This is a genomic window from Fundidesulfovibrio magnetotacticus, assembly GCF_013019105.1.
Taxonomy (GTDB): Bacteria; Desulfobacterota; Desulfovibrionia; order Desulfovibrionales; family Desulfovibrionaceae; genus Fundidesulfovibrio; species Fundidesulfovibrio magnetotacticus.
This window is the reverse complement of the sequence record NZ_BLTE01000005.1, coordinates 47,269-65,450: the sequence shown is the minus strand read 5'-3', so window position 1 is coordinate 65,450 and position 18,182 is coordinate 47,269. Positions and strand designations below refer to the sequence as shown.

Sequence of the window (18,182 nt, the reverse complement as noted above, 5' to 3'; positions counted from 1 at the left end):
GGCGCACGCCGCGCCCTCGCGCGCCGTTCCCGCGCTACACGCTGGAGAGGATTTCCTCGATCTCCGCCAGGGCCTCCAGGAGCTTTTCCATTGTCCGGGCCATGGCCAGGGGGGTCACGTTCAGCCGCTCGAAGCTTTTCTGGCAGACCATGTAGTTGAGCCCGTCCAGCCCCTGGCCGATGCCGGCCATGGTGGCCAGCACGAAGCCCACGTGCACCAGGTCAAGGGCCTGGTCCGATCCGGGGGCGCTGCACGGGTCCAGGTGCCAGCGCACGCACTCCACGATGGACGGGGGCAGGCTCCAGCGGCTGAGAAGCTCCGCGCCCAGCTCCGCGTGGTCGATGCCAAGCACCTCGCGTTCGGCCTGCTCGAAGGGCACGTGTTCCCGCGCGGCCATGGCCAGTATGGGGCCGGCGTCCACCTCCAGGAAGCCGCCCAGCACCTTCTTGCCGATGTTGCACAAGAGCCCGGAGGTGAAGGTGTGGTCCGGGGCGCGCAGGTCGAGCTCGGCGGCCAGGAGCTCGGCGGCCACGCCCACGGCGATGGCCTGGCGCAACAGTTCGCCCTCTTCCAGGCCGTAGCCGACCACGGCGGAGCGGGCGTTGGGGGCCACGCCGGAGGCGATCACCAGCTGCACCACGCGGCGCGTGCCCAGGCGGAAGAGGGCGTCGCGCACGGTGCTCACCTGGACGCCCCCGCCGAAGAAGCTGGAGTTGGCCATGCGCAGGACGTTCACCGTGAGGCCCGGATCGTATTCGATGAGCTTGGCCAGTTCGTTGAGGTCGGCGTCGGGGCGCGAGAGGTAGTTCATCACGCGCACCACCGGTGCGGGCATCTGGGGCAGGTTCATGGCCTGGGCGATGATTTCCTCGCGCACGCTCATAAGAGCCACTCCTTGCCTTGGGAGGTGATGGTCACCTGGCCGGTATCCATGCAGAGGTACATGGTCCTGGGGATGGAGCCGCCCACGTCCTTTGCGGCGAGCTTGACGCCGTTCTTGGCGAAGAGGGCTTCGAGCATGGCCAGGTTCTGGGAGCCGGTGTCGAACTGGTTCTGGATGCCCAGCATCCGGGCGCATCCGGCGGCCCTGAACACGAGGCCCTCCTTGGTGCACCCCTTGGAGAGCATCTTGCGGATCATGGCCGGGACACCCACGTTCACGTACATGTTGGGGTTCTTCACGTCCGGTCCCGTGGCCTTGGGGAGCAGGCAGTGGATCAGTCCGCCCACGCGGGCCCCGGCGTCCCAGGCCGCCAGGCCCAGGCAGGAGCCCAGGGAGTGCGTCACCAGCACCTCGGAGGCCCTGGCGGAGATTTTCATGTCGGAAATGCCGACGACGATGCGTTTGAGCACGGTGAAGCCTCGCGGAGGGCCTTTTCAAGCAAGGCCCATCCATATAAGAATACGGTAAAACGGGCGGCCGGTAAAGGGTCGCGGGGGAGTGAAGCATGCTGCTGAGAGACAGGGCCTGGGACGTGATGCGCACCGACATGGTGACGGCGAAGGACGGCGACAGCCTGCGCGAGGTGGCCGTGGCCCTGCGCTCCGCCATGAAGGAGCAGCCCGACAGGGCCTGCGCGGTGATCCTCTCCGAGGACGGCGGATTTCGCGGCGTGATCACGGCCTGGTGGCTGCTGCTCTACCTGGAGCAGTGCGCACTGGAGGACTCGCTGAAGCTCAAGGAGGGCACGGCCTTCGAGAGCAAGTTCCGTACGACCTGCCGCAAGTGCTACGCACGCGTCGCGGGGGACGTGGTGGAGCGCGACGTGCCCGTGGTGAAGCCCCAGGACCCCCTGCTCACGGTGCTGGAGGCCATGCTCACCTCCCGGCGGCGCTGGGCCGTGGTGATGGAGGGCGGCAAGGTGCTGGGCGTGATCGCCGCCGAGGACCTCTTCCTTCAGATGCGTTGGGAGGAGATGGAGTAGGGCCGGGAGGCCCGTGGCTGCTGAAATAAGTCGGCTTTGGGGCTTTTTCAGCAGCCCTGCGCGAAGCGCAGCCTGAAGCAGGGCGGCTTTGCCGCCCGTAAGCGGCTCCCACAAACCCCGTTTCGGGGTTTGTCATCAAGCTGGGGCCGCGCGGGCCCTTCGCTCCGGCCCAGCCCGACGGCCGGAGCCGACGCTTTGACCGCGTCGTGGCCGCGGCGGAACGCTCCCGGGCGTCCGCGGCCCGGTCCGGACGCGGACATTCCCCCCCTCACCCCGGCGCCAGCCCGGGCCATGCGGCCCTGGGCGCCCTACATCTGTCGGGTGTTCATCAGATACTGGACGAGCTGCTTGGAGTAGCGGGGATCGTACTTGGGGTCCGCGCCCAGGGAGCCCGCGGCCGCCTTGGGGTCCATGGCCTTGGCGTAGGGGCGCTCCGTGATCATGGCGCAATAGGAATCCACCACGGCGCAGAGCAGGCCCATGTCGGAGATATCGGCCCCAGCGATCTTGCGGGGGTAGCCGCTTCCTCCCACACGTTCGTGGTGTTCCAGCACGCACTGTTCCACCTCGGGGAACTTGAGGTCCAGCTTGGCCAGCATCTCCGCGCCGATCAGCGGGTGCTTCAGGAGCTTCTGGCGCTCCTCGGAGGAGAGGGTCTGGGTTTTGTCGCGCAGGAAGGCCGGGATTTTCGACATGCCCACGTCGTGCAGGAAGAGGCCCAGGCAGACGCGGTCGAAGGCCTGGCGGTTTTTGGGGCCCTGGCGGTACTCCTCGGGCAGGGTCTGGAGGAACACCTGCATGCCCACCATGCCGCAGTTCACCGAGTGGCAGGCCAGGGAGTGCCTGGAGTGCACGCGCCGCGAGAGGGCCTTGCCCCTGTTGAAGTCCTGCCAGAGGTATTCGGTGAACACCATGAGGTCGGCCTGGATCTTGTCGGCCACGGCCTTCACGGGCTGGTCGAGGAATTCCTCCATGCGCCGGGTCAGGGCGGCCTGGAAGATGTCGGCGGTCTCGGACTCGGTGAGGTGGCGGTCCATGAGCACAAGGTCGAGCTGGAAGGAGATGTGCTTCACGTAGACCGGGTGGTCGGCGCGCGAGACGAAGATCAGTCCGTCCTGCACCAGGGTCTCCAGTTCCTCTCCCTGCTCCTTGGAAAGACGCTCGCCCACGCGGTAGTAGGGGAGCAGCCGCACGACGTCTTCCTTGAGCTTGAAGATGTTCAGGGGGGGTCTGAACTTGTTGAAGCTTTGGAGGATGTCGGGGCTGATCTGGTAGTATTCCTCTTCCAGATCCTCAATGGATTCAAGCTGGCGCTTCTCGCTCATGATCCGTAGGGGGGTTGAGGCCTCGCCGCGCAAAAATCCCCGGCTTCAAATCTACGTTATCCGCACCACGCCCCTCTGGCAAGGGGCGGTAAGGTTTTTTCCATGATCCCGCATCGAAAAGGCTCCCGGCCCGCGTCCGTCTTCCACCGGAGGCCCGGCAGCCCTGTCTGGCTGTCATTTTTCTCCCACCTGCTCCCACATTTTTTCTCCTAAGGATTCGAGCAGTTCCCCTTTCCTCTTGACATTGGAGTGGGATTGTTCGAGAGGCTGTGGGAAACAGTGGTAAGAAGTGGTGAGTTGTGTGAGGTCGGGTCATGTTCCGAGGACACAGTGAGCGAAACCTCGACCCCAAGGGTCGCCTCATGCTCCCCCCGGAGTTCCGGGAGGAGGTGCTCGCGTCGTCTCCGGAAGGCAAGCTCATGCTCACCAATTTCGACGGCTGCGTGGTGGGCTACCCCATGCCCGAATGGGAGCGCATCGAAAAGAGCTTTCAGGGCATCAACGTGCTGGACAAGCGCATCCGCAACCTCCAGCGCTTCCTCATCTCGGGGGCCGTGGAAGTGGTGCTGGACAAGCAGGGCCGCATCCTCATCCCGCCCTACCTGCGCAGCTACGCCAAGCTCGACAAGGACTGCGTCCTGGCGGGCGTGGCCACCAAGTTCGAGCTCTGGGACAAGGAAACTTTCGAGGCCCGCCGCCGCGAAACCGAGGAAACCTTCGACGCCGACATGGCCGACCTGGCCGCGTCCGGCTTCGAGCTAAGGCTCTAGGGGGCCGCCGTGCGCTTCGATCCGCGCCACCTCCCGGTCCTGCACGGGGAAGTGTGCGACATGCTGGGCATTCGGCCCGGCATGCGCGTGCTCGACGCCACCCTGGGCCTGGGCGGCCACAGCCGCGCCATGCTGGAAAAGGCCGGGGGCGAGCTGGAGATCCTGGGTCTGGACCGCGACCCCACAGCCGTGGAGCGCGCCCTGGCCAACCTGGCGGACTTCCCCGGCAGGGTGCAGGCCCGGCGCATGCGCTTCTCGGAGTTTCCCGCCGCCCTGGAAGAGCTGGGCTGGGACTCCGTGGACGCCGCCCTGGCCGACGTGGGCGTCTCCTCGCCCCAGCTCGACGAGGCCGAGCGCGGGTTCAGCTTTCTGGCCGACGGGCCGCTGGATATGCGCATGAGCGTGGCCGACGGCCTGGAGCCGGCGGCCAACATCGTGAACAACTGGAGCTTCGAGCGCCTGCGCGACCTCATCCGCGACTACGGCGAGGAGCCGCAGGCAGGACGCATCGCCCGGGCCATCACCCGCGAGCGCGAGACGAAGCCCTTCGATTCGACCCTGGAGCTGGCCCGCGTCGTGGAGCGGGCCTATCCGCCCAAATGGCGGGCCACCGCGCGCAACCACCCCGCCACCAGGACCTTCCAGGCCCTGCGCATGGCGGTGAACGAGGAACTGCAAGAGCTCGAGGACTTTCTGGACAGGATCGTGGATCATCTCTCCCCCGGCGGCCGCGTGGCCGTCATCTCCTTCCACTCCCTGGAGGACCGTCTGGTGAAGACGGCCTTCCGGCGCGAGGCTTCCGGGTGCCTGTGCCCGCCCCGGCAGCCTTTCTGCACCTGCGGGCACGTCCCAAGGCTGCGCATCCTGACCAAGAAGCCCCTGGGCCCTTCCGAGGCCGAGGCCGCCGCCAACCACCGCGCGCGCAGCGCCAAGCTGCGCGTGGCCCAACGCCTGGCCCCCGAGGGAGCGCCCCTCGAAGGCTTCGGCCCGGACGGCGCCGAGAGGGACAACCCGTGAAAGGCGTGAGCAAGGAATGGGCGCTCTCGCTGGGTTTCTCGCTGTTCACCCTGCTGTCGCTGGGCCTTGGCCTTACCTGGGTGAACATCGAGCGCGTGGACATGGCCTACGGGCTCAAGCGCCTCCAGACCGAGATCGACTCCCAGGAGGCCCTCATCTCGAAGCTGGAGGTGGAGCGCAACACCCTGCTCACCCCCGAGCGCCTGCGCGTGCTGGCCGGACAGTACGGCCTCTCCCAGGCACGGCCGGGGCAGATCAGGCGGCTTTCGGCCTCGGGGGAGGAGCTGCCCTCCCCGGTGATCAAGGCCGCGCCCATCCCGGAAAAGCCGAAGAAGGAAAAGGCCCCCGACCAGGAGCAGAAGCCCCGCAAGAAGGGCGACGTCAGCAAGAAGAAGAAAACTGAAAAGGTGGCCGACGAGGCCCCCAAGGCCGGGAAGAATCCGTCATGAGCCGGGGACAGAAACAGATCAGGGACTACAGCCGCATCCGCCTCATCGTGGTGTGCGGCGTCTTTTTCCTGTTCTGGGCCAGCCTCTGGGTCCGGGCGGCGCACCTCCAGATCGTGCAGGGGCCGCGCCTGGCCGAACAGGCCCTCAGGCAGCACCTCGCCCTGGAGACCGATCGCGGGCGGCGCGGGGCCATCGTGGACCGCAACGGCCAGCTCCTGGCCAAGTCGGTGGAGTTCGCCTCGGTCTACGCCAATCCCAAGGACGTGAAGAACCCCGACGAGGCGGCCCAGGCCCTCTCCAAGGTTCTGGGCGAGCCCCTGAAGGACCTAACCCGCAAGCTCCACGGACGCGGCAGCTTCGTCTACCTGGACCGCCGCGTGAACGACCGCGTTGCCGCACAGGTGCGCGCCCTGAACATCCCCGGCGTCCACGTGGCCCCGGAGTTCGGGCGCTCCTACCCCAACAAGCAGATGGCCGGGCAGCTCCTGGGCTTCGTGGGCTACGACGACCAGGGCCTTGAGGGCCTGGAGAAGCACTTCGAGGCGTACCTGGCCGGCAAGAAGGCCAAGTACGTGGTGCAGCGCGACGCCTCGGGCCGCAGGCTCTACCTGGACGCCCAGGGCCGCGAGATGGCCAACGCCGACGGCGCGGAAATCCGCCTGACCATCGACTCCCAGATCCAGTTCTTCGCCGAGGAGGCCCTGGCCAAGGCCGTCACCGAGAACCGGGGCAAGGCGGGCATCTGCATCGTGGTGCACGTCAAGAGCGCCGAGATCCTGGCCTGGGCCAACTACCCCTTCTTCAACCCCAACGGCGGCGACAACCCCGACCCCAAGGCCGGACGCAACCGCCTGGCCCTGGACGTGCTGGAACCGGGCTCCACCATGAAGCCCATCCTCATCGCCGCCGCGCTCCAGGAGAAGGTGATCCGCCCCGAGACGCAGTACAACTGCGAAAAAGGGCAGTGGAACTTCTACAACATCGCCACCATCCGCGACACCCACCCCTACGACGTGATCAGCGTGGACAAGATCCTGCGCTGGTCCTCCAACATCGGGGCCGCCAAGATCGGCCTGGACCTGGGCGCGCACAAGCTCCACGCCTACTTCGACCGCGTGGGCTTCGGCCAGCCCACCGGGCTGCCCCTGCCCGGCGAGGCAAAGGGTCTCATGCGGCCCGTCTCGGCCTGGAGCAAGCTCGATCTGGCCACCTGCTCCTTCGGGCAGGGCATCGGCGTCACCCCCGTGCAGCTGGCCCAGGCCTTCCACGTCATCGCCAACAACGGCGTGAAGAAGCCCCTGCGCCTCGTGATGGATCCGCCCCAGGACAGCTCCTTCTGGCCAGAGACCCGCGTTTTCGATCCTCAGGTGGCCAAGACCGTGCAGCTCATGATGCGCGACGTGGTGGAAGCCGAGAAGGGCACGGGCGTCAAGGCGCACATCGACGGGCTGGAGCTGGGCGGCAAGACCGGCACCGCCCAGAAGGCCCGCGCCCGGGGCGGTTACGGCGACAAGTACCTGGCCAACTTCGTGGGCTTCGTCCCGGCCGTGGACCCGGAATACATGGTGCTGGTGATGGTTGACGAGCCCGAGCCCAACCACTACGGCGGCGTGGTCGCCGCGCCCGCCATGCGCGAGGTGGCCCTGAAAAGCCTCTCCTACCTGGGACGGCTCCCCGAATCCGTGAAGATGCAGCAGGCCGACAAAGGTCCGGCCCCGGCCCCCGTGCGCGCGTCCGACGTGGCCGAGGCGCTGGGCGTGGCCTTCCCGCCCATGAACATCGCCGTGGACGGCGCGGAAGTGCCAAATCTCGTGGGCATGCCCCTGCGCAAGGCCGCCGAGATCCTGGCCGGGAAGGGCGTCGTGCCCACCCTCAAGGGCTCCGGGCTCGTGGTGGGCAAGCAGAATCCGGCCCCGGGCGCGCACTGGGACGCCGTGAACAAGGAACCCTTCACCATCTGGCTGGCCAAGGCCTCCTGATCCCGGACACCGCCATGGTACGCAACCACTCCTTCGAAGAACTCCTCGCCCTGGCCGCAGCGGGCCTGGACGTGCAGGCGGACTCCCGCCGCGTCACGCCGGGCGGCGCGTTCGTGGCCGTGCGGGGCGTCTCGGTGGACGGCGAGTCCTTCATCCCCATGGCCCTGGAGCGCGGAGCGGCATGGATCGTGGCCTCGCCCAGCGCCCAGCTCCCGGCGGGCAGCGCCGCCAGGCTGGCGGTCGTGGACGACGTGCCCCGCGCTCTGGGGCTGCTGGCCGCCGCGCGCCACGGCACGGAGAGGCTTCCCTTCCGGCTGGCGGGCGTCACGGGCACCAACGGCAAGACCACCGTCACCTATCTGGTGGAACACCTGTTCGCCCGCGCCGGGCTCAGGGCCGGGGTGCTGGGCACCGTGGAATACCGCTGGCCCGGCCACTCCCAGGTGGCCAGCCACACCACGCCCGACTGCCTGACGCTCCACGCCCTCCTGGCGGAGATGGCCAGGGACGGGGTTCAGGGCGCGGCCATGGAGGTCTCCAGCCATGCCCTGGACCAGGGCCGCGTGGAGGGCCTCACCTTCGACGCCGCCGCCCTGACCAACGTCACCCAGGATCACCTGGATTACCACGGCGACATGGAAGCCTACTTCCAGGCCAAGCGCCGCTTCTTCACCCGCTACCTGCGCGACCCCTCCGGCGCGGCCCTGAACCTGGACGACGCCTCCGGCCGCAGGCTGGCCGGGGAGTTCCCCCAGGCCCTGGGCTTCACGCTCACGGGGCAGGCCGCAGGCGGGCGCGTGCTCTCGGGCCGGGTGCTGCGCTCCTCGGGCGAGGGAATGGAGCTGTCCATGGAGCTGGAGGGCCGCAGCTGGAGCTTCGCCTCGCCGCTCATCGGGGCCTTCAACGCCTCCAACCTGCTGGCCGCACAGGCCCTGGGCCTCTGCCTGGGCCTGCCAGACTCGGCCATGTCCGGCCTGGCCGACTGCAACGGCGCGCCGGGACGCCTTGAGCGCGTGCCCAACGGCCAGGGCGTGCACGTCTTCGTGGACTACGCCCACACCCCCGACGCCCTGGAGAACGTGCTCACGGCCCTCAAGGTCCTGGATTTCACCCGCGTGGTGGCCCTCTTCGGCTGCGGCGGCAACCGCGACCGCTCCAAGCGTCCGCTCATGGCCCAGGCCGTGGCCCGCCACGCCGACGTGGCCGTGCTCACCTCGGACAACCCCCGCCACGAAGACCCCCTGGCCATTATCGAGGACGCCCGACCCGGCCTGTCAGGAGCCGCCCGGGTGATCGTGGAGCCGGACCGCCGCAAGGCCATCGCCCTGGCCCTGGAAGCCGCGGGCAAGGGCGGCGCGGCGCTCCTGGCAGGCAAGGGGCACGAGCCCTACCAGCAGATAGGGGACGAGAAGCTTCCCTTCAGCGACGCCCTCGTGGCCGGGGAGCTTCTGGCATGAGAATGTCCGTCTCCGAGACCATGGCCGCCTGTCAGGCCAGGGGCGACATCCGCGCCTTCGCGGAGGTCCTGGTGGAGTCCGCCACCCAGGACAGCCGCGCGGCCGGACCTGGCGCGCTCTTCTGCTGCCTGCCGGGCAGCCGCGCAGACGGTCACGATTTCGCAGTCCGCGCCGTGGAGCAGGGCGCTTCGGCCGTGCTGGCCGCGCGCGAACTGCCCGGGCTGAGCGGCAAGGCCCCCGTGTTGGTGGTGGAGGACGTGCAGCGGGCCATGGGCCTGCTGGCGCGGCACTGGCGCAGGCGCGTGCGCCCCGTGGTGGCCGCGCTCTCGGGTTCGGCGGGCAAGACCACGGCCAAGGAGATGCTGGCCTCCATCACGACCGTGATGGGGCCTTCCATCAAGAATCCCGGGAATTTCAACAACCAGCTGGGCCTGCCCCTCTCCATGCTGGCCGCTGGCGCGGAGCACCGCACCTGGGTGCTGGAGCTGGGCATCAGCCGCGTGGGCGACATGGAAGAACTGGCCGGAATCTGCGAGCCGGACCTGGCCGTGGTGCACAACGTCGGCCCCGCCCACCTGGAGGGCCTGGGAGACCTGCGCGGCGTGGCCCGCGCCAAGGCCGCGCTCCTGGGCTTCGTGGGCGAATCGGGCACGGCTCTGGCCAACAAGGACTACCCCGAATTGTGGGCCGAGGCGAAAAAGGCCAACCCCCGCGTGAAGGCCATGTCCACCCGCGACCCCTCGGCCGAGAATTTCTGCACGTACAAGGGCTGCTCCGCCAACGGCATGGGCGTCTACTCCCTGATGCTGGAGGGCAGCCCCCTGGAAGTGTCCCTCTCCTGCCAGGGCGCGCACCTGGCCGAGAACGTCCTGGCGGCGGCGGCCGCCGCGCGCGCCCTGGGCGCGACAGGCGAACAGATCCGCGAGGGCCTGGCCCGGGCGGAGTTCCCCAAGGGCCGCTTCGCCGTGCGCGACACCGGGACCTGCGTGGTGATCGACGACACTTACAACGCCAATCCCCTGTCCATGACCGCCGCCATCGGGGCGGCCCGGGCGCTTTGCGGCGCGGGTCCCCTGGCCCTGGTGCTGGGCGAGATGGGCGAACTGGGCAAAGAGCGCGACCAGGCCCACGAGGAGCTGGGCCGCGTGATCGCGGCAAGCGGTTGCGACGTGGTGCGGTTCAAGGGCCCCAGCGCGGCATTGGTGCGCCTGGGGTTGGAGCGTTCCGGCTTCGCGGGCAGCTTCGCGGAAGTTCGCGAGCCTTCGGAGATCGCGGAGCTGGCCGCGCAGGCCTCCTCCACGGGCGGGGTGGTGCTCTTCAAGGGTTCGCGCTCCCAGCGCATGGAGGAATTTCTGGAACGCTTCCTGTCGGACCATGAGGAGGGCCGCCGGTGATCTACCATCTGCTCGTGCCCTTCGCGGCCCAGCTCACGGTGCTGAACGTCTTCCGCTACATCACGTTCCGCTCCATCTACGCCTTCACAACGGCCCTGGTGATCGCCATCGTGTTCGGCCCCAAGGTCATCGCGTGGCTGACAAGGCTCAAGTGCGGCCAGACCATCCACGAGGACGTGAAGGCCCACCAGTGCAAGGCGGGCACGCCCACCATGGGCGGCCTGCTCATGATGCTCTCCATCGTGGTCTCGGTGCTGCTCTGGGCCGATCTGACCAACGAATACGTGTGGATGACCCTCCTGGTGTTCGTGGGCTTCGGGTCCATCGGCTTCTGGGACGACTACCTGAAGGTTGTGCGCAAGCACAACAAGGGGCTCTCGGCGCGCGCCAAGATGGCGGGACAGGTGGCCATCGCCGCCGTGGCCGTGGGCATCCTCATGCTGGACCCGGACTTCTCCACGCGCCTTGCCGTGCCCTTCTTCAAAAACTTCCAGCCCGACCTGGGCATCCTCTACCTGCCCTTCGCCCTGCTGGTGATCGTGGGGGCGTCCAACGGCGTGAACCTCACCGACGGCCTGGACGGGCTGGCCATCGGCCCCACGGTGGTGGCGGCGGGCATGTTCGCGCTCTTCGTCTACGTGGCGGGCCACGCGCAGATGGCGCGCTACCTCCAGGTGATGCCCGTCTCGGGAGTGGGCGAGGTCACGGTGTTCTGCGCGGCCCTCGTGGGCGCGGGGCTCGGTTTCCTGTGGTTCAACGCCTACCCGGCCCAGGTGTTCATGGGCGACGTGGGCTCTCTCTCCCTGGGCGGGGCGCTTGGTTTCGTGGCCGTGGCCTGCAAGCAGGAGCTCATCCTGCTCATCGTCGGCGGCGTCTTCGTGTTGGAGACCCTCTCGGTGATCCTCCAAGTGAGCTACTTCAAGTTTTCGGGGGGCAAGCGCATCTTCAAGATGGCCCCGCTGCACCATCATTTCGAGCTTAAGGGCATCCCGGAGTCCAAGATCATCATCCGGTTCTGGATCCTCTCCATCCTCCTGGCCTTCGTGGCCTTGAGCACGCTGAAGCTGAGGTGACGGGCATGCGCGCGCTTCTGCACAAGGGACAGCTGGCCGGACACGAGGCCGTGGTGGTGGGCGCCGCCGTTTCGGGCGTGGCCGCCGCGCGTCTGCTGGCCTACCTGGGCGCGGGCGTGCGCCTGCTGGACCGCAACCCCGAAGCCCTCGCCCCCGAAGTGCTGGCCGAACTGGAAGCCTCGGGCGTCACGGTGCTTCTGGGCGCGCACAAGAAGGAACAGTTCAGGGGCGCGCAGATGGTGGTACTCTCGCCGGGCGTGCCCGTGGCCAAGCTGGTCGAGTTCCTGAAAGCCTGCCCGGACGCGCAGGTGCTCTCGGAGCTGGAGCTGGCCTCCTGGTTCTGCGACGCCCCCATCCTGGCCGTGACCGGCACCAACGGCAAGACCACCACCACCTCGCTCATCGGGCACATCCTGGAGAGCGCGGGCCGCAGGGTGTTCGTGGGCGGCAACATCGGCACGCCGCTCTCGGACCACGTGCTCTCGGGAGAGCCCTGCGACGTGGCGGTGCTGGAGGTCTCGAGCTTCCAGCTCCAGAATGTGAAGAGCTTCAAGCCCACGGTGGCCGTGCTCCTGAACTTCTCGGGCAATCATCTGGATTTCCACGCCGACATGGAGGAATACCTCCAGGCCAAGCTCCAGTGCTTCGCGCGCATGGACGCCAAGGGCCTGGCCATCCTGCCCCTGGAGATGCGCGCGGAGCTGGAAAAGCGCTCCTTCACCGGCGCGCGCAAGGTCTACTTCACCGCCAGCAACCGTTTTCCGGAGAACAACCTCCCCGGCGCGCACAACCGGTCCAACATGGAAGCCGCCTGGCTGGCCTGCAAGGCCCTGGGCGTCACCGACGACGAGGTGCGCCGGGGCGTGGCCTCCTTCCGGCCCCTGGGCCACCGCATCGAGACCGTGGGCGAGAAGGGCGGCGTGCTCTTCGTGGACGACTCCAAGGCCACCACGGTGGAAGCCATGCGCGCCGCCGTGGAAAGCTTCGAGCGCCCGGTGCGGCTGCTGGCTGGAGGGGTGTTCAAGGGCGGCGACCTCTCCATCCTGGAGCCGCATTTTGGGACGCGCATCGCCGCCGTGGGCCTCTTCGGGGCCAGCCGTGAGGTGTTCGAGGGCGCGTGGGCTGGCAAGGTCCCCCTGTTCTGGGCGGAAGACCTGGATAAGGCCGTGACCAGGCTCTACCGCGAGGCCGCCCCGGGCGACGTGATCCTGCTCTCCCCGGCCACGGCAAGCTTCGACCAGTATTCGGGCTACAAGGCGCGCGGCGAGCACTTCCAGCGCATCTTCGAGTCGCTGCCCGACGAGCGGGAGGCCCGGCAATGAGCCGCGTGGCCGTGATCCAGGAAGCCCCCATGCCGGGGCAGGCCGTGAAACCGGGTTTCGACTGGTGGCTGGCCTCCGTGGCCGTGCTCCTGGCCGGGCTGGGCGTGGTCATGGTGCTTTCGGCCTCGGGGATCATGGCCGAGCGCATGGCGGGCAGCAAATACCTCTTCTTCAAGAAGCAGGCGATCTTCTACGCCGTGGGCGTGGCCCTGATGTTCGTGATGGCCTGGATGCCCCGGCGAATCCTCTACGGCCCGGTGTACGTGTGGCTGGCCCTGGTGCTGGTATTGCTGGCCATGACGCTCATCCCTCCCTTCTCCGTGAAGGCAGGCGGCGCGCGCCGCTGGATGCACCTCGGCCCCGTGCTGCTCCAGCCCATGGAGCTGGCCAAGATCGTGCTCGTTTTTTACCTGGCCTACTTCTATTCCAGCAAGCAGGCTCTGGTGAAGTCGTTCTCCGTGGGCTTCATCCCTCCGGTGGTGGTCACGGGGCTTCTGGGCGTGGTGATGCTGGTGCAGCCGGACTTCGGCGGCGCGGTGTTCATGGGCATGCTCTTCTTCCTGATGAGCCTCGTGGGCGGAACCCGTTTCGTCTACCTGTTCATTTCGGGCCTCTTCGGCGCCGCCGCGTGCGTGCTCCTGGTGATCAACTCGCCCTACCGCTTCAAGCGCTGGTTCGCCTTCCTCGACCCCTTCCAGGACCCGCAGGGTACGGGCTACCAGCTGGTGCAGTCGTTCTTCGCGTTCGGATCGGGCCAGATCACGGGGGTGGGCTTCGGCTCCGGCAAGCAGAAGCTCTTCTACCTGCCCGAGGCCCATACGGACTTTATCATGGCCGTGGCCGGGGAGGAGCTGGGCTTCATCGGCGTTTCGGTGATCCTCTCGCTGATCGGGGTGCTCATGTGGCGCTCCTTCCGCATCGCCCTGGCCCAGGACGACCTGCGCGACCGCTTCACGGCCTATGGCATGGCCCTGGTGCTGGGCATCGGCTTCCTGCTCAACCTGGCCGTGGTCATGGGCTGCGTGCCGCCCAAGGGCGTGGCCATGCCCTTCCTCTCCTACGGCGGCTCCTCGCTGGTGTGCGCCTTCCTCTGCGTGGGCATCCTGCTGAACCTCTCCAGGAGGCGGCCCACATGAAGCGCGTGCTTGTGGCCACCGGAGGCACGGGCGGGCACATCTTCCCCGCCCTGGCCGTGATCGAGGAGCTCAGGGCCATGCACCCGGGCCTGGAATGCCTTTTCGTGGGCGGTGAAGGCCCCGAAGGCAGGCTGGCCAGGGAGGCGGGCGTGGACTTCCGGGGGCTGGCCGTGCGCGGCGTGCTGGGCAAGGGCCTGAGCGCCGTGCCCGCAGCCCTGCGCATGGGCGGCAGCCTGCTCACGGCCCTGGCCGTGGTGCGCGAATTCCGCCCCCAGGTAGCGGCGGGGTTCGGCGGCTACGCGGGCTTCTGCCCGGTGCTGGCGGCCTGGATGCAGCGCATCCCCACGGCCGTGCACGAACAGAACAGCGTTCCCGGCGCGACCAACCGCCTGCTGGGCCGGGTGGTCCGGCGGGTGATGGTCTCGTATCCGGACGAATCGGGCGCATTTCCCCCGGGCAAGGTTCTCCTCACGGGCAACCCCGTGCGGCCCGGGATCGCAGGGGCGATCGGGACGGAAGCGGCGCGGGTGGTGCCAAGCCGCATCCTCGTCCTGGGCGGCAGCCAGGGGGCCAGGGCCGTCAACCGGGTGGTGGTGACGGCCTGGCCCCGTCTGGCGTCGCAGGGCTTCGAGCTGCGCCATCAGACCGGCGCGTCGGATTACGAGTCCGTGCGCAATCTTTACCGGGGGCAGGAGCGGGTCACGGTGGAGCCCTTCATCCAGGACATGCCCGAGGCTTACGCCTGGGCCGATCTGGTGATCGGCCGCGCCGGGGCCTCCACCCTGGCCGAGGTGGCCTGCATGGGCCTGCCCTCGGTGCTTGTGCCCTTCCCCCACGCCACGCACGACCACCAGGCCGTCAACGCCTCCTACCTGGAGCGCGTGGGGGCGGCCGTGGTGCTCAAGGAAAAGGACTTGAACACCCAGACGCTGGAGGCCGCCGTGCTCTCCATCCTGGGCGATCCCGAAAAATGCCGAGCCATGGGCCGCGCCGCGCGCACCCAGGCCAAACCTCACGCCGCCCGGGACATCGCCATGGAGCTCTCCCGGCTGGCCGCATGACGGAACACACGATGGGCGATCAGGAACAGAGTCTCTATCCCGCGCGCGGCATGCGCACCCAGGTGAAGCGCATCCACATGGTGGGCATCGGCGGTTCGGGCATGTCCGGCATCGCCGAGGTGCTTTTGAACCTGGGCTACCAGGTCACGGGCTCGGACATGTCGCTCTCCGACACCGTGAAGCGCCTCAAGCGCCTGGGGGCGGACATCTCCATCGGCCACGGCCGCGAGAACCTGGGGCATGCCGACGTTCTGGTGAAGTCCACCGCCATCCAGGAGTCCAACCCCGAGGTGGAGGAGGCGAGGCTGCGCGGCATGCCGGTGATCCCCCGGGCCGAGATGCTGGCCGAGCTCATGCGCCTGCGCTCCGGCGTGGCCGTGGCCGGAACCCACGGCAAGACCACCACCACCTCGCTTCTGGCCACCATCTTCTCCGAGGCCGGGCTCGACCCCACCGTGATCATCGGCGGCCGCCTCAACGCCATGGGGGCCAACGCCCGCCTGGGAGAGGGCGAATACCTCATCGCGGAAGCCGACGAGTCCGACGGCTCCTTCCTCTGCCTCTCCCCGGTGATGACCATCGTCACCAACGTGGACGCCGACCACCTGGACTTCTACAAGGGCGGACAGGCCGAGATCGACGAAAGCTTCATCCGTTTCTGCAACAAGATCCCCTTCTACGGGGTCAACGTGGTCTGCCTGGACGACCCGGGCGTGCGCCGCATCCTCCCGCGCATCAACCGCCCGGTGCTCTCCTACGGCGTCGGCGAGCCCAAGGCGCGCCTCAAGGCCCGCATCATGGACCAGGGCCCCAGGCCGCGCTTCGAGGTCACCTTCGACGGCGCGCATTGGGCCGACGTGACCCTGAACCACCCGGGCCGCCACAACGTGCAGAACGCCCTGGCCGCCATCGGCGTGGCCATCGAGGCAGGTCTGCCCAAGGAGGCCGTGCTGCGCGCCCTGGCCGCCTTCGCGGGCGTGGGACGCCGCTTCGAGAAAAAGGGCGAAAAGGACGGCGTGCTCGTCATCGACGACTACGGACACCACCCGGCCGAGATCAAGGCCACGCTGTCCACCGCGCGCGCCTGCTACCCGGACCGCCGCCTCGTGGTGCTCTTCCAGCCCCACCGCTTCACCCGCACCCAGGCACTCTTCGGGGACTTCTGCAAGACCTTCGAGGACGCCGAGGAGCTGGTGCTCACCGAGATCTACCCGGCCTCAGAGAAGCCCATCCCGGGCGTCTCGGGCCAGAGCCTGGCCCAGGGCATCCGCCAGGTGTCCAAGACCAAGGTGACCTACGTGCCCGACTTCGAAACCGCCCTGACCACCCTGCGCGTGCTCCTGCGTCCCGGCGACCTGCTGGTGACCATGGGCGCGGGCAGCGTCTGGAAGGTGGGCGTGGACTATCTGGAGGGGGGCCATGGCGCTTAGGCTCCTGCCCGGACCTCGCTTCGCGGAGCGCACCACCCTGCGCCTGGGCGGACGCGCCGCGGCCGAGCTGGCCATGGCCCGTCCCGAGGACTGGGAGGGGCTCGAGCAGGCCTTGGCCGGGTCCGGGGGACGTCCCCTGGCCCTGGGCTGGGGTTCCAACCTGCTGGCGCACGACCAGGACCTGGACCTCTGCGTAGTGACCCTCCCCGAGGGCGAGCCGCTGGCCGTGGGGCAGGATGAGGACGGCCGCGTGAGGGTGCGCGCCTGGGGCGGGCTCATGCTGCCCAGGCTCGTGAACTGGGCGGCGCGCGAAGGCTACTCCGGCCTGGAGCCCCTTGCGGGAATCCCTGGCACGGTGGGCGGCGCGGTGGCCATGAACGCCGGGAGCTACGGCTCGGAGACCGCCGCGCTGCTGGCGCGCGTGCTGGTTTGGGACGCCGCGCGCGGGGCGCGCTGGATCGAGCCTGGGGGTTGGCGCGCGGGGTATCGCGCGTTCTGGCCCGAAGGCCTGGACCAGGGGGCGTTCTGGCTGGCCCTGGCCGCCGAGTTGTCGCTCGCTCCAGCCCGGGCCCAGGACGTGCGCCTAGCCACGGACGCCACCCTGGCGCGCAAGAAGGCCAGCCAGCCCGTGAGCGCGGCCACCTGCGGCTGCGTGTTCAAGAATCCCGAGGGCGAGAGCGCAGGGCGCATGCTCGACGAGTTGGGCTTTAAGGGCAAGAGCCTGGGCGGCATGTGTTTTTCGCCCATGCATGCGAATTTCCTGGTGAACGAAGGCAGGGGTTCGGCCACGGCGGCGCTGGAACTTATCAACCGGGCGCGCGCCTCCGTGTGGGAACGCTTCGGCGTGGAACTCGAACTGGAAGTGAAGGTGCTCGCATGAGCATGCCTGCCAGACACGTTTCGCGCCTGGGCCTGGGCCAGGGCAAGAGCCGCAACGCCCACTCCTACGGCGGCGGCCGCGACTCCCGCGCCAAGGTGACGGCCTCGCGCACCGGCAACCGCGAGAGCAGGCTTCCCCTGGCCAAGGCCAAGGTGAACCGCTCCCGGGCCACGGCCGGGGAGGCCCTGGCCGGGTTCACGGCGCTGGGCGGCCTCCTGAAGCGGCTGTTGACCCTGGTGCTGGCCTGCGTGGCCCTGGTGGCGGTTTCGGTAGGCCTTTTGGCCGGCTACCGCTGGCTCACCACCATCGACTATTTCGCCATCCGGGAGCTTGAAATCACGGGGCTCAACCGCATGGCCCGCGAGGACGTGCTGAGCCAGGCCGAGATCGCCCCAGGCACGAACCTGCTGGCCGTGAACATGGAGAACGTGGAGGCCCAGCTCATGGGCAACCCGTGGATCGAATCCGCCCAGGTGACCCGTGTGCTGCCGGGCGCGCTGAAGATCCGCATCGTGGAGCGCGAGCCCAGCTACATCGTTCAGTACGAGGAGACCCTCTGCTACGCGGACGTGGAGGGTCGGATCATCGACAAGGTGAAAGCGGACAAGTTCGTCTCGCTGCCCCAGGTGGAAGTGGAATCGGGCATGGAGCGCCATCTCGGCGTGCTGGAGGAACTGCGTCGCGCCATCGCGGACAAGCGCACGCCGTTCGGTCTGGATCAGGTGGCCTGGATCAGGCTCTCCTGGCGGCACGGCATGGAGGTGCGCCTCATGGACCGCAGCGTCGTCCTCTGCGTGGGCGTGGACGACTGGAAGAACAACCTGGCCCACATGGGTCTGGTCTGGGAGAACCTCGCAAAGCGGGGCGAGCTGGACCAGGCCGCCATCATCTCGGCCCAGAACCAGAAGGTCTGGGTGGAGAAGCATGGGCAAGCTTCATAAGAGGGATAGGGGGAAAACCGGCC

The 18,182-nt window shown here is 68.4% G+C and carries 17 protein-coding genes; 14 read left to right on the top strand and 3 right to left on the bottom strand.

Translation table 11 applies throughout. The features are described from left to right. Window positions 1-34 precede the first annotated feature (34 nt). Together NNJEOMEG_RS06965 and NNJEOMEG_RS06960 are read right to left on the bottom strand one after the other, a co-directional pair. A complete protein-coding gene (locus NNJEOMEG_RS06965; RefSeq protein ID WP_173082722.1) occupies window positions 35-883 on the bottom strand; it encodes an HDOD domain-containing protein in 849 nt (282 codons plus the stop codon). After that, window positions 880-1,353 (bottom strand): chemotaxis protein CheD, encoded by a 474-nt coding sequence (locus tag NNJEOMEG_RS06960; RefSeq protein WP_235956862.1) that lies wholly within the window; start codon window positions 1,351-1,353, stop codon window positions 880-882. Before NNJEOMEG_RS06960 ends, NNJEOMEG_RS06965 begins: the two co-directional genes overlap by 4 nt. A gap of 95 nt (window positions 1,354-1,448) precedes the next feature. Between NNJEOMEG_RS06960 and NNJEOMEG_RS06955 the strand changes: the two genes are divergently transcribed. Next, window positions 1,449-1,925 carry a CBS domain-containing protein gene (locus NNJEOMEG_RS06955; RefSeq protein ID WP_173082720.1) on the top strand — a complete coding sequence of 159 codons (477 nt, stop codon included), beginning with the start codon at window positions 1,449-1,451 and terminating at the stop codon, window positions 1,923-1,925. 308 nt (window positions 1,926-2,233) lie between these two features. Here the strand turns inward: NNJEOMEG_RS06955 and NNJEOMEG_RS06950 are convergent, their stop codons facing one another. Next, a complete protein-coding gene (locus NNJEOMEG_RS06950; protein ID WP_173082711.1) occupies window positions 2,234-3,250 on the bottom strand; it encodes an HD-GYP domain-containing protein in 1,017 nt (338 codons plus the stop codon). A gap of 314 nt (window positions 3,251-3,564) precedes the next feature. Here NNJEOMEG_RS06950 and mraZ point away from each other — a divergent pair, with 314 nt between their 5' ends. The 13 genes from mraZ to NNJEOMEG_RS06885 are packed head-to-tail and all read left to right on the top strand — an operon-like array spanning window position 3,565 to window position 18,159. Next, entirely contained in the window at window positions 3,565-4,020 is a 456-nt protein-coding gene (mraZ, locus tag NNJEOMEG_RS06945; protein WP_173082709.1) for a division/cell wall cluster transcriptional repressor MraZ, read from the top strand. Window positions 4,021-4,029: 9 nt separating this feature from the next. Further along, the gene (rsmH, locus tag NNJEOMEG_RS06940; protein WP_173082707.1) at window positions 4,030-5,037 is read left to right on the top strand and encodes a 16S rRNA (cytosine(1402)-N(4))-methyltransferase RsmH; all 1,008 of its coding nucleotides are present in this window, start codon (window positions 4,030-4,032) and stop codon (window positions 5,035-5,037) included. Further along, on the top strand, window positions 5,034-5,486 hold the full coding sequence (locus NNJEOMEG_RS20550; RefSeq protein ID WP_173082705.1) for a hypothetical protein: 453 nt from the start codon (window positions 5,034-5,036) through the stop codon (window positions 5,484-5,486). The genes rsmH and NNJEOMEG_RS20550 overlap by 4 nt, the downstream gene beginning before the upstream one ends. Next, on the top strand, window positions 5,483-7,465 hold the full coding sequence (locus NNJEOMEG_RS06930) for a penicillin-binding transpeptidase domain-containing protein (RefSeq protein ID WP_173082702.1): 1,983 nt from the start codon (window positions 5,483-5,485) through the stop codon (window positions 7,463-7,465). Before NNJEOMEG_RS20550 ends, NNJEOMEG_RS06930 begins: the two co-directional genes overlap by 4 nt. A 14-nt stretch (window positions 7,466-7,479) precedes the next feature. After that, a complete protein-coding gene (locus tag NNJEOMEG_RS06925) occupies window positions 7,480-8,922 on the top strand; it encodes a UDP-N-acetylmuramoyl-L-alanyl-D-glutamate--2,6-diaminopimelate ligase (RefSeq protein WP_173082700.1) in 1,443 nt (480 codons plus the stop codon). Then, window positions 8,919-10,316, top strand: a complete 1,398-nt coding sequence (locus NNJEOMEG_RS06920) for a UDP-N-acetylmuramoyl-tripeptide--D-alanyl-D-alanine ligase (protein ID WP_173082699.1) — start codon at window positions 8,919-8,921, stop codon at window positions 10,314-10,316. Before NNJEOMEG_RS06925 ends, NNJEOMEG_RS06920 begins: the two co-directional genes overlap by 4 nt. Continuing rightward, a complete protein-coding gene (mraY, locus tag NNJEOMEG_RS06915) occupies window positions 10,313-11,389 on the top strand; it encodes a phospho-N-acetylmuramoyl-pentapeptide-transferase (RefSeq protein ID WP_173082697.1) in 1,077 nt (358 codons plus the stop codon). Before NNJEOMEG_RS06920 ends, mraY begins: the two co-directional genes overlap by 4 nt. A gap of 5 nt (window positions 11,390-11,394) precedes the next feature. Then, window positions 11,395-12,711, top strand: a complete 1,317-nt coding sequence (gene murD / locus NNJEOMEG_RS06910) for a UDP-N-acetylmuramoyl-L-alanine--D-glutamate ligase (RefSeq protein ID WP_173082695.1) — start codon at window positions 11,395-11,397, stop codon at window positions 12,709-12,711. Beyond that, window positions 12,708-13,847 (top strand): putative lipid II flippase FtsW, encoded by a 1,140-nt coding sequence (ftsW, locus tag NNJEOMEG_RS06905; protein ID WP_173082693.1) that lies wholly within the window; start codon window positions 12,708-12,710, stop codon window positions 13,845-13,847. Before murD ends, ftsW begins: the two co-directional genes overlap by 4 nt. Beyond that, the gene (murG, locus tag NNJEOMEG_RS06900) at window positions 13,844-14,908 is read left to right on the top strand and encodes an undecaprenyldiphospho-muramoylpentapeptide beta-N-acetylglucosaminyltransferase (RefSeq protein WP_173082690.1); all 1,065 of its coding nucleotides are present in this window, start codon (window positions 13,844-13,846) and stop codon (window positions 14,906-14,908) included. Before ftsW ends, murG begins: the two co-directional genes overlap by 4 nt. 50 nt (window positions 14,909-14,958) lie before the next feature. Next, window positions 14,959-16,338 carry a UDP-N-acetylmuramate--L-alanine ligase gene (gene murC, locus NNJEOMEG_RS06895; RefSeq protein WP_173082968.1) on the top strand — a complete coding sequence of 460 codons (1,380 nt, stop codon included), beginning with the start codon at window positions 14,959-14,961 and terminating at the stop codon, window positions 16,336-16,338. Then, window positions 16,328-17,218, top strand: coding sequence for a UDP-N-acetylmuramate dehydrogenase (gene murB, locus NNJEOMEG_RS06890; RefSeq protein WP_173082688.1), 891 nt, complete (start codon window positions 16,328-16,330; stop codon window positions 17,216-17,218). Before murC ends, murB begins: the two co-directional genes overlap by 11 nt. Next, window positions 17,215-18,159, top strand: coding sequence for a cell division protein FtsQ/DivIB (locus tag NNJEOMEG_RS06885; RefSeq protein WP_173082686.1), 945 nt, complete (start codon window positions 17,215-17,217; stop codon window positions 18,157-18,159). The genes murB and NNJEOMEG_RS06885 overlap by 4 nt, the downstream gene beginning before the upstream one ends. Window positions 18,160-18,182: the final 23 nt, after the last annotated feature.

Coding starts and splice junctions, on each gene's coding strand:
- NNJEOMEG_RS06965 (WP_173082722.1), bottom strand. CDS start 883: ATGAGCGTGCGCGAGGAAATCATCGCCCAGGCCATGAACCTGCCCCAG.
- NNJEOMEG_RS06955 (WP_173082720.1), top strand. CDS start 1,449: ATGCTGCTGAGAGACAGGGCCTGGGACGTGATGCGCACCGACATGGTG.
- NNJEOMEG_RS06950 (WP_173082711.1), bottom strand. CDS start 3,250: ATGAGCGAGAAGCGCCAGCTTGAATCCATTGAGGATCTGGAAGAGGAA.
- mraZ (WP_173082709.1), top strand. CDS start 3,565: ATGTTCCGAGGACACAGTGAGCGAAACCTCGACCCCAAGGGTCGCCTC.
- NNJEOMEG_RS06930 (WP_173082702.1), top strand. CDS start 5,483: ATGAGCCGGGGACAGAAACAGATCAGGGACTACAGCCGCATCCGCCTC.
- NNJEOMEG_RS06925 (WP_173082700.1), top strand. CDS start 7,480: ATGGTACGCAACCACTCCTTCGAAGAACTCCTCGCCCTGGCCGCAGCG.
- NNJEOMEG_RS06920 (WP_173082699.1), top strand. CDS start 8,919: ATGAGAATGTCCGTCTCCGAGACCATGGCCGCCTGTCAGGCCAGGGGC.
- murD (WP_173082695.1), top strand. CDS start 11,395: ATGCGCGCGCTTCTGCACAAGGGACAGCTGGCCGGACACGAGGCCGTG.
- ftsW (WP_173082693.1), top strand. CDS start 12,708: ATGAGCCGCGTGGCCGTGATCCAGGAAGCCCCCATGCCGGGGCAGGCC.
- murG (WP_173082690.1), top strand. CDS start 13,844: ATGAAGCGCGTGCTTGTGGCCACCGGAGGCACGGGCGGGCACATCTTC.
- murC (WP_173082968.1), top strand. CDS start 14,959: ATGCGCACCCAGGTGAAGCGCATCCACATGGTGGGCATCGGCGGTTCG.
- murB (WP_173082688.1), top strand. CDS start 16,328: ATGGCGCTTAGGCTCCTGCCCGGACCTCGCTTCGCGGAGCGCACCACC.
- NNJEOMEG_RS06885 (WP_173082686.1), top strand. CDS start 17,215: ATGAGCATGCCTGCCAGACACGTTTCGCGCCTGGGCCTGGGCCAGGGC.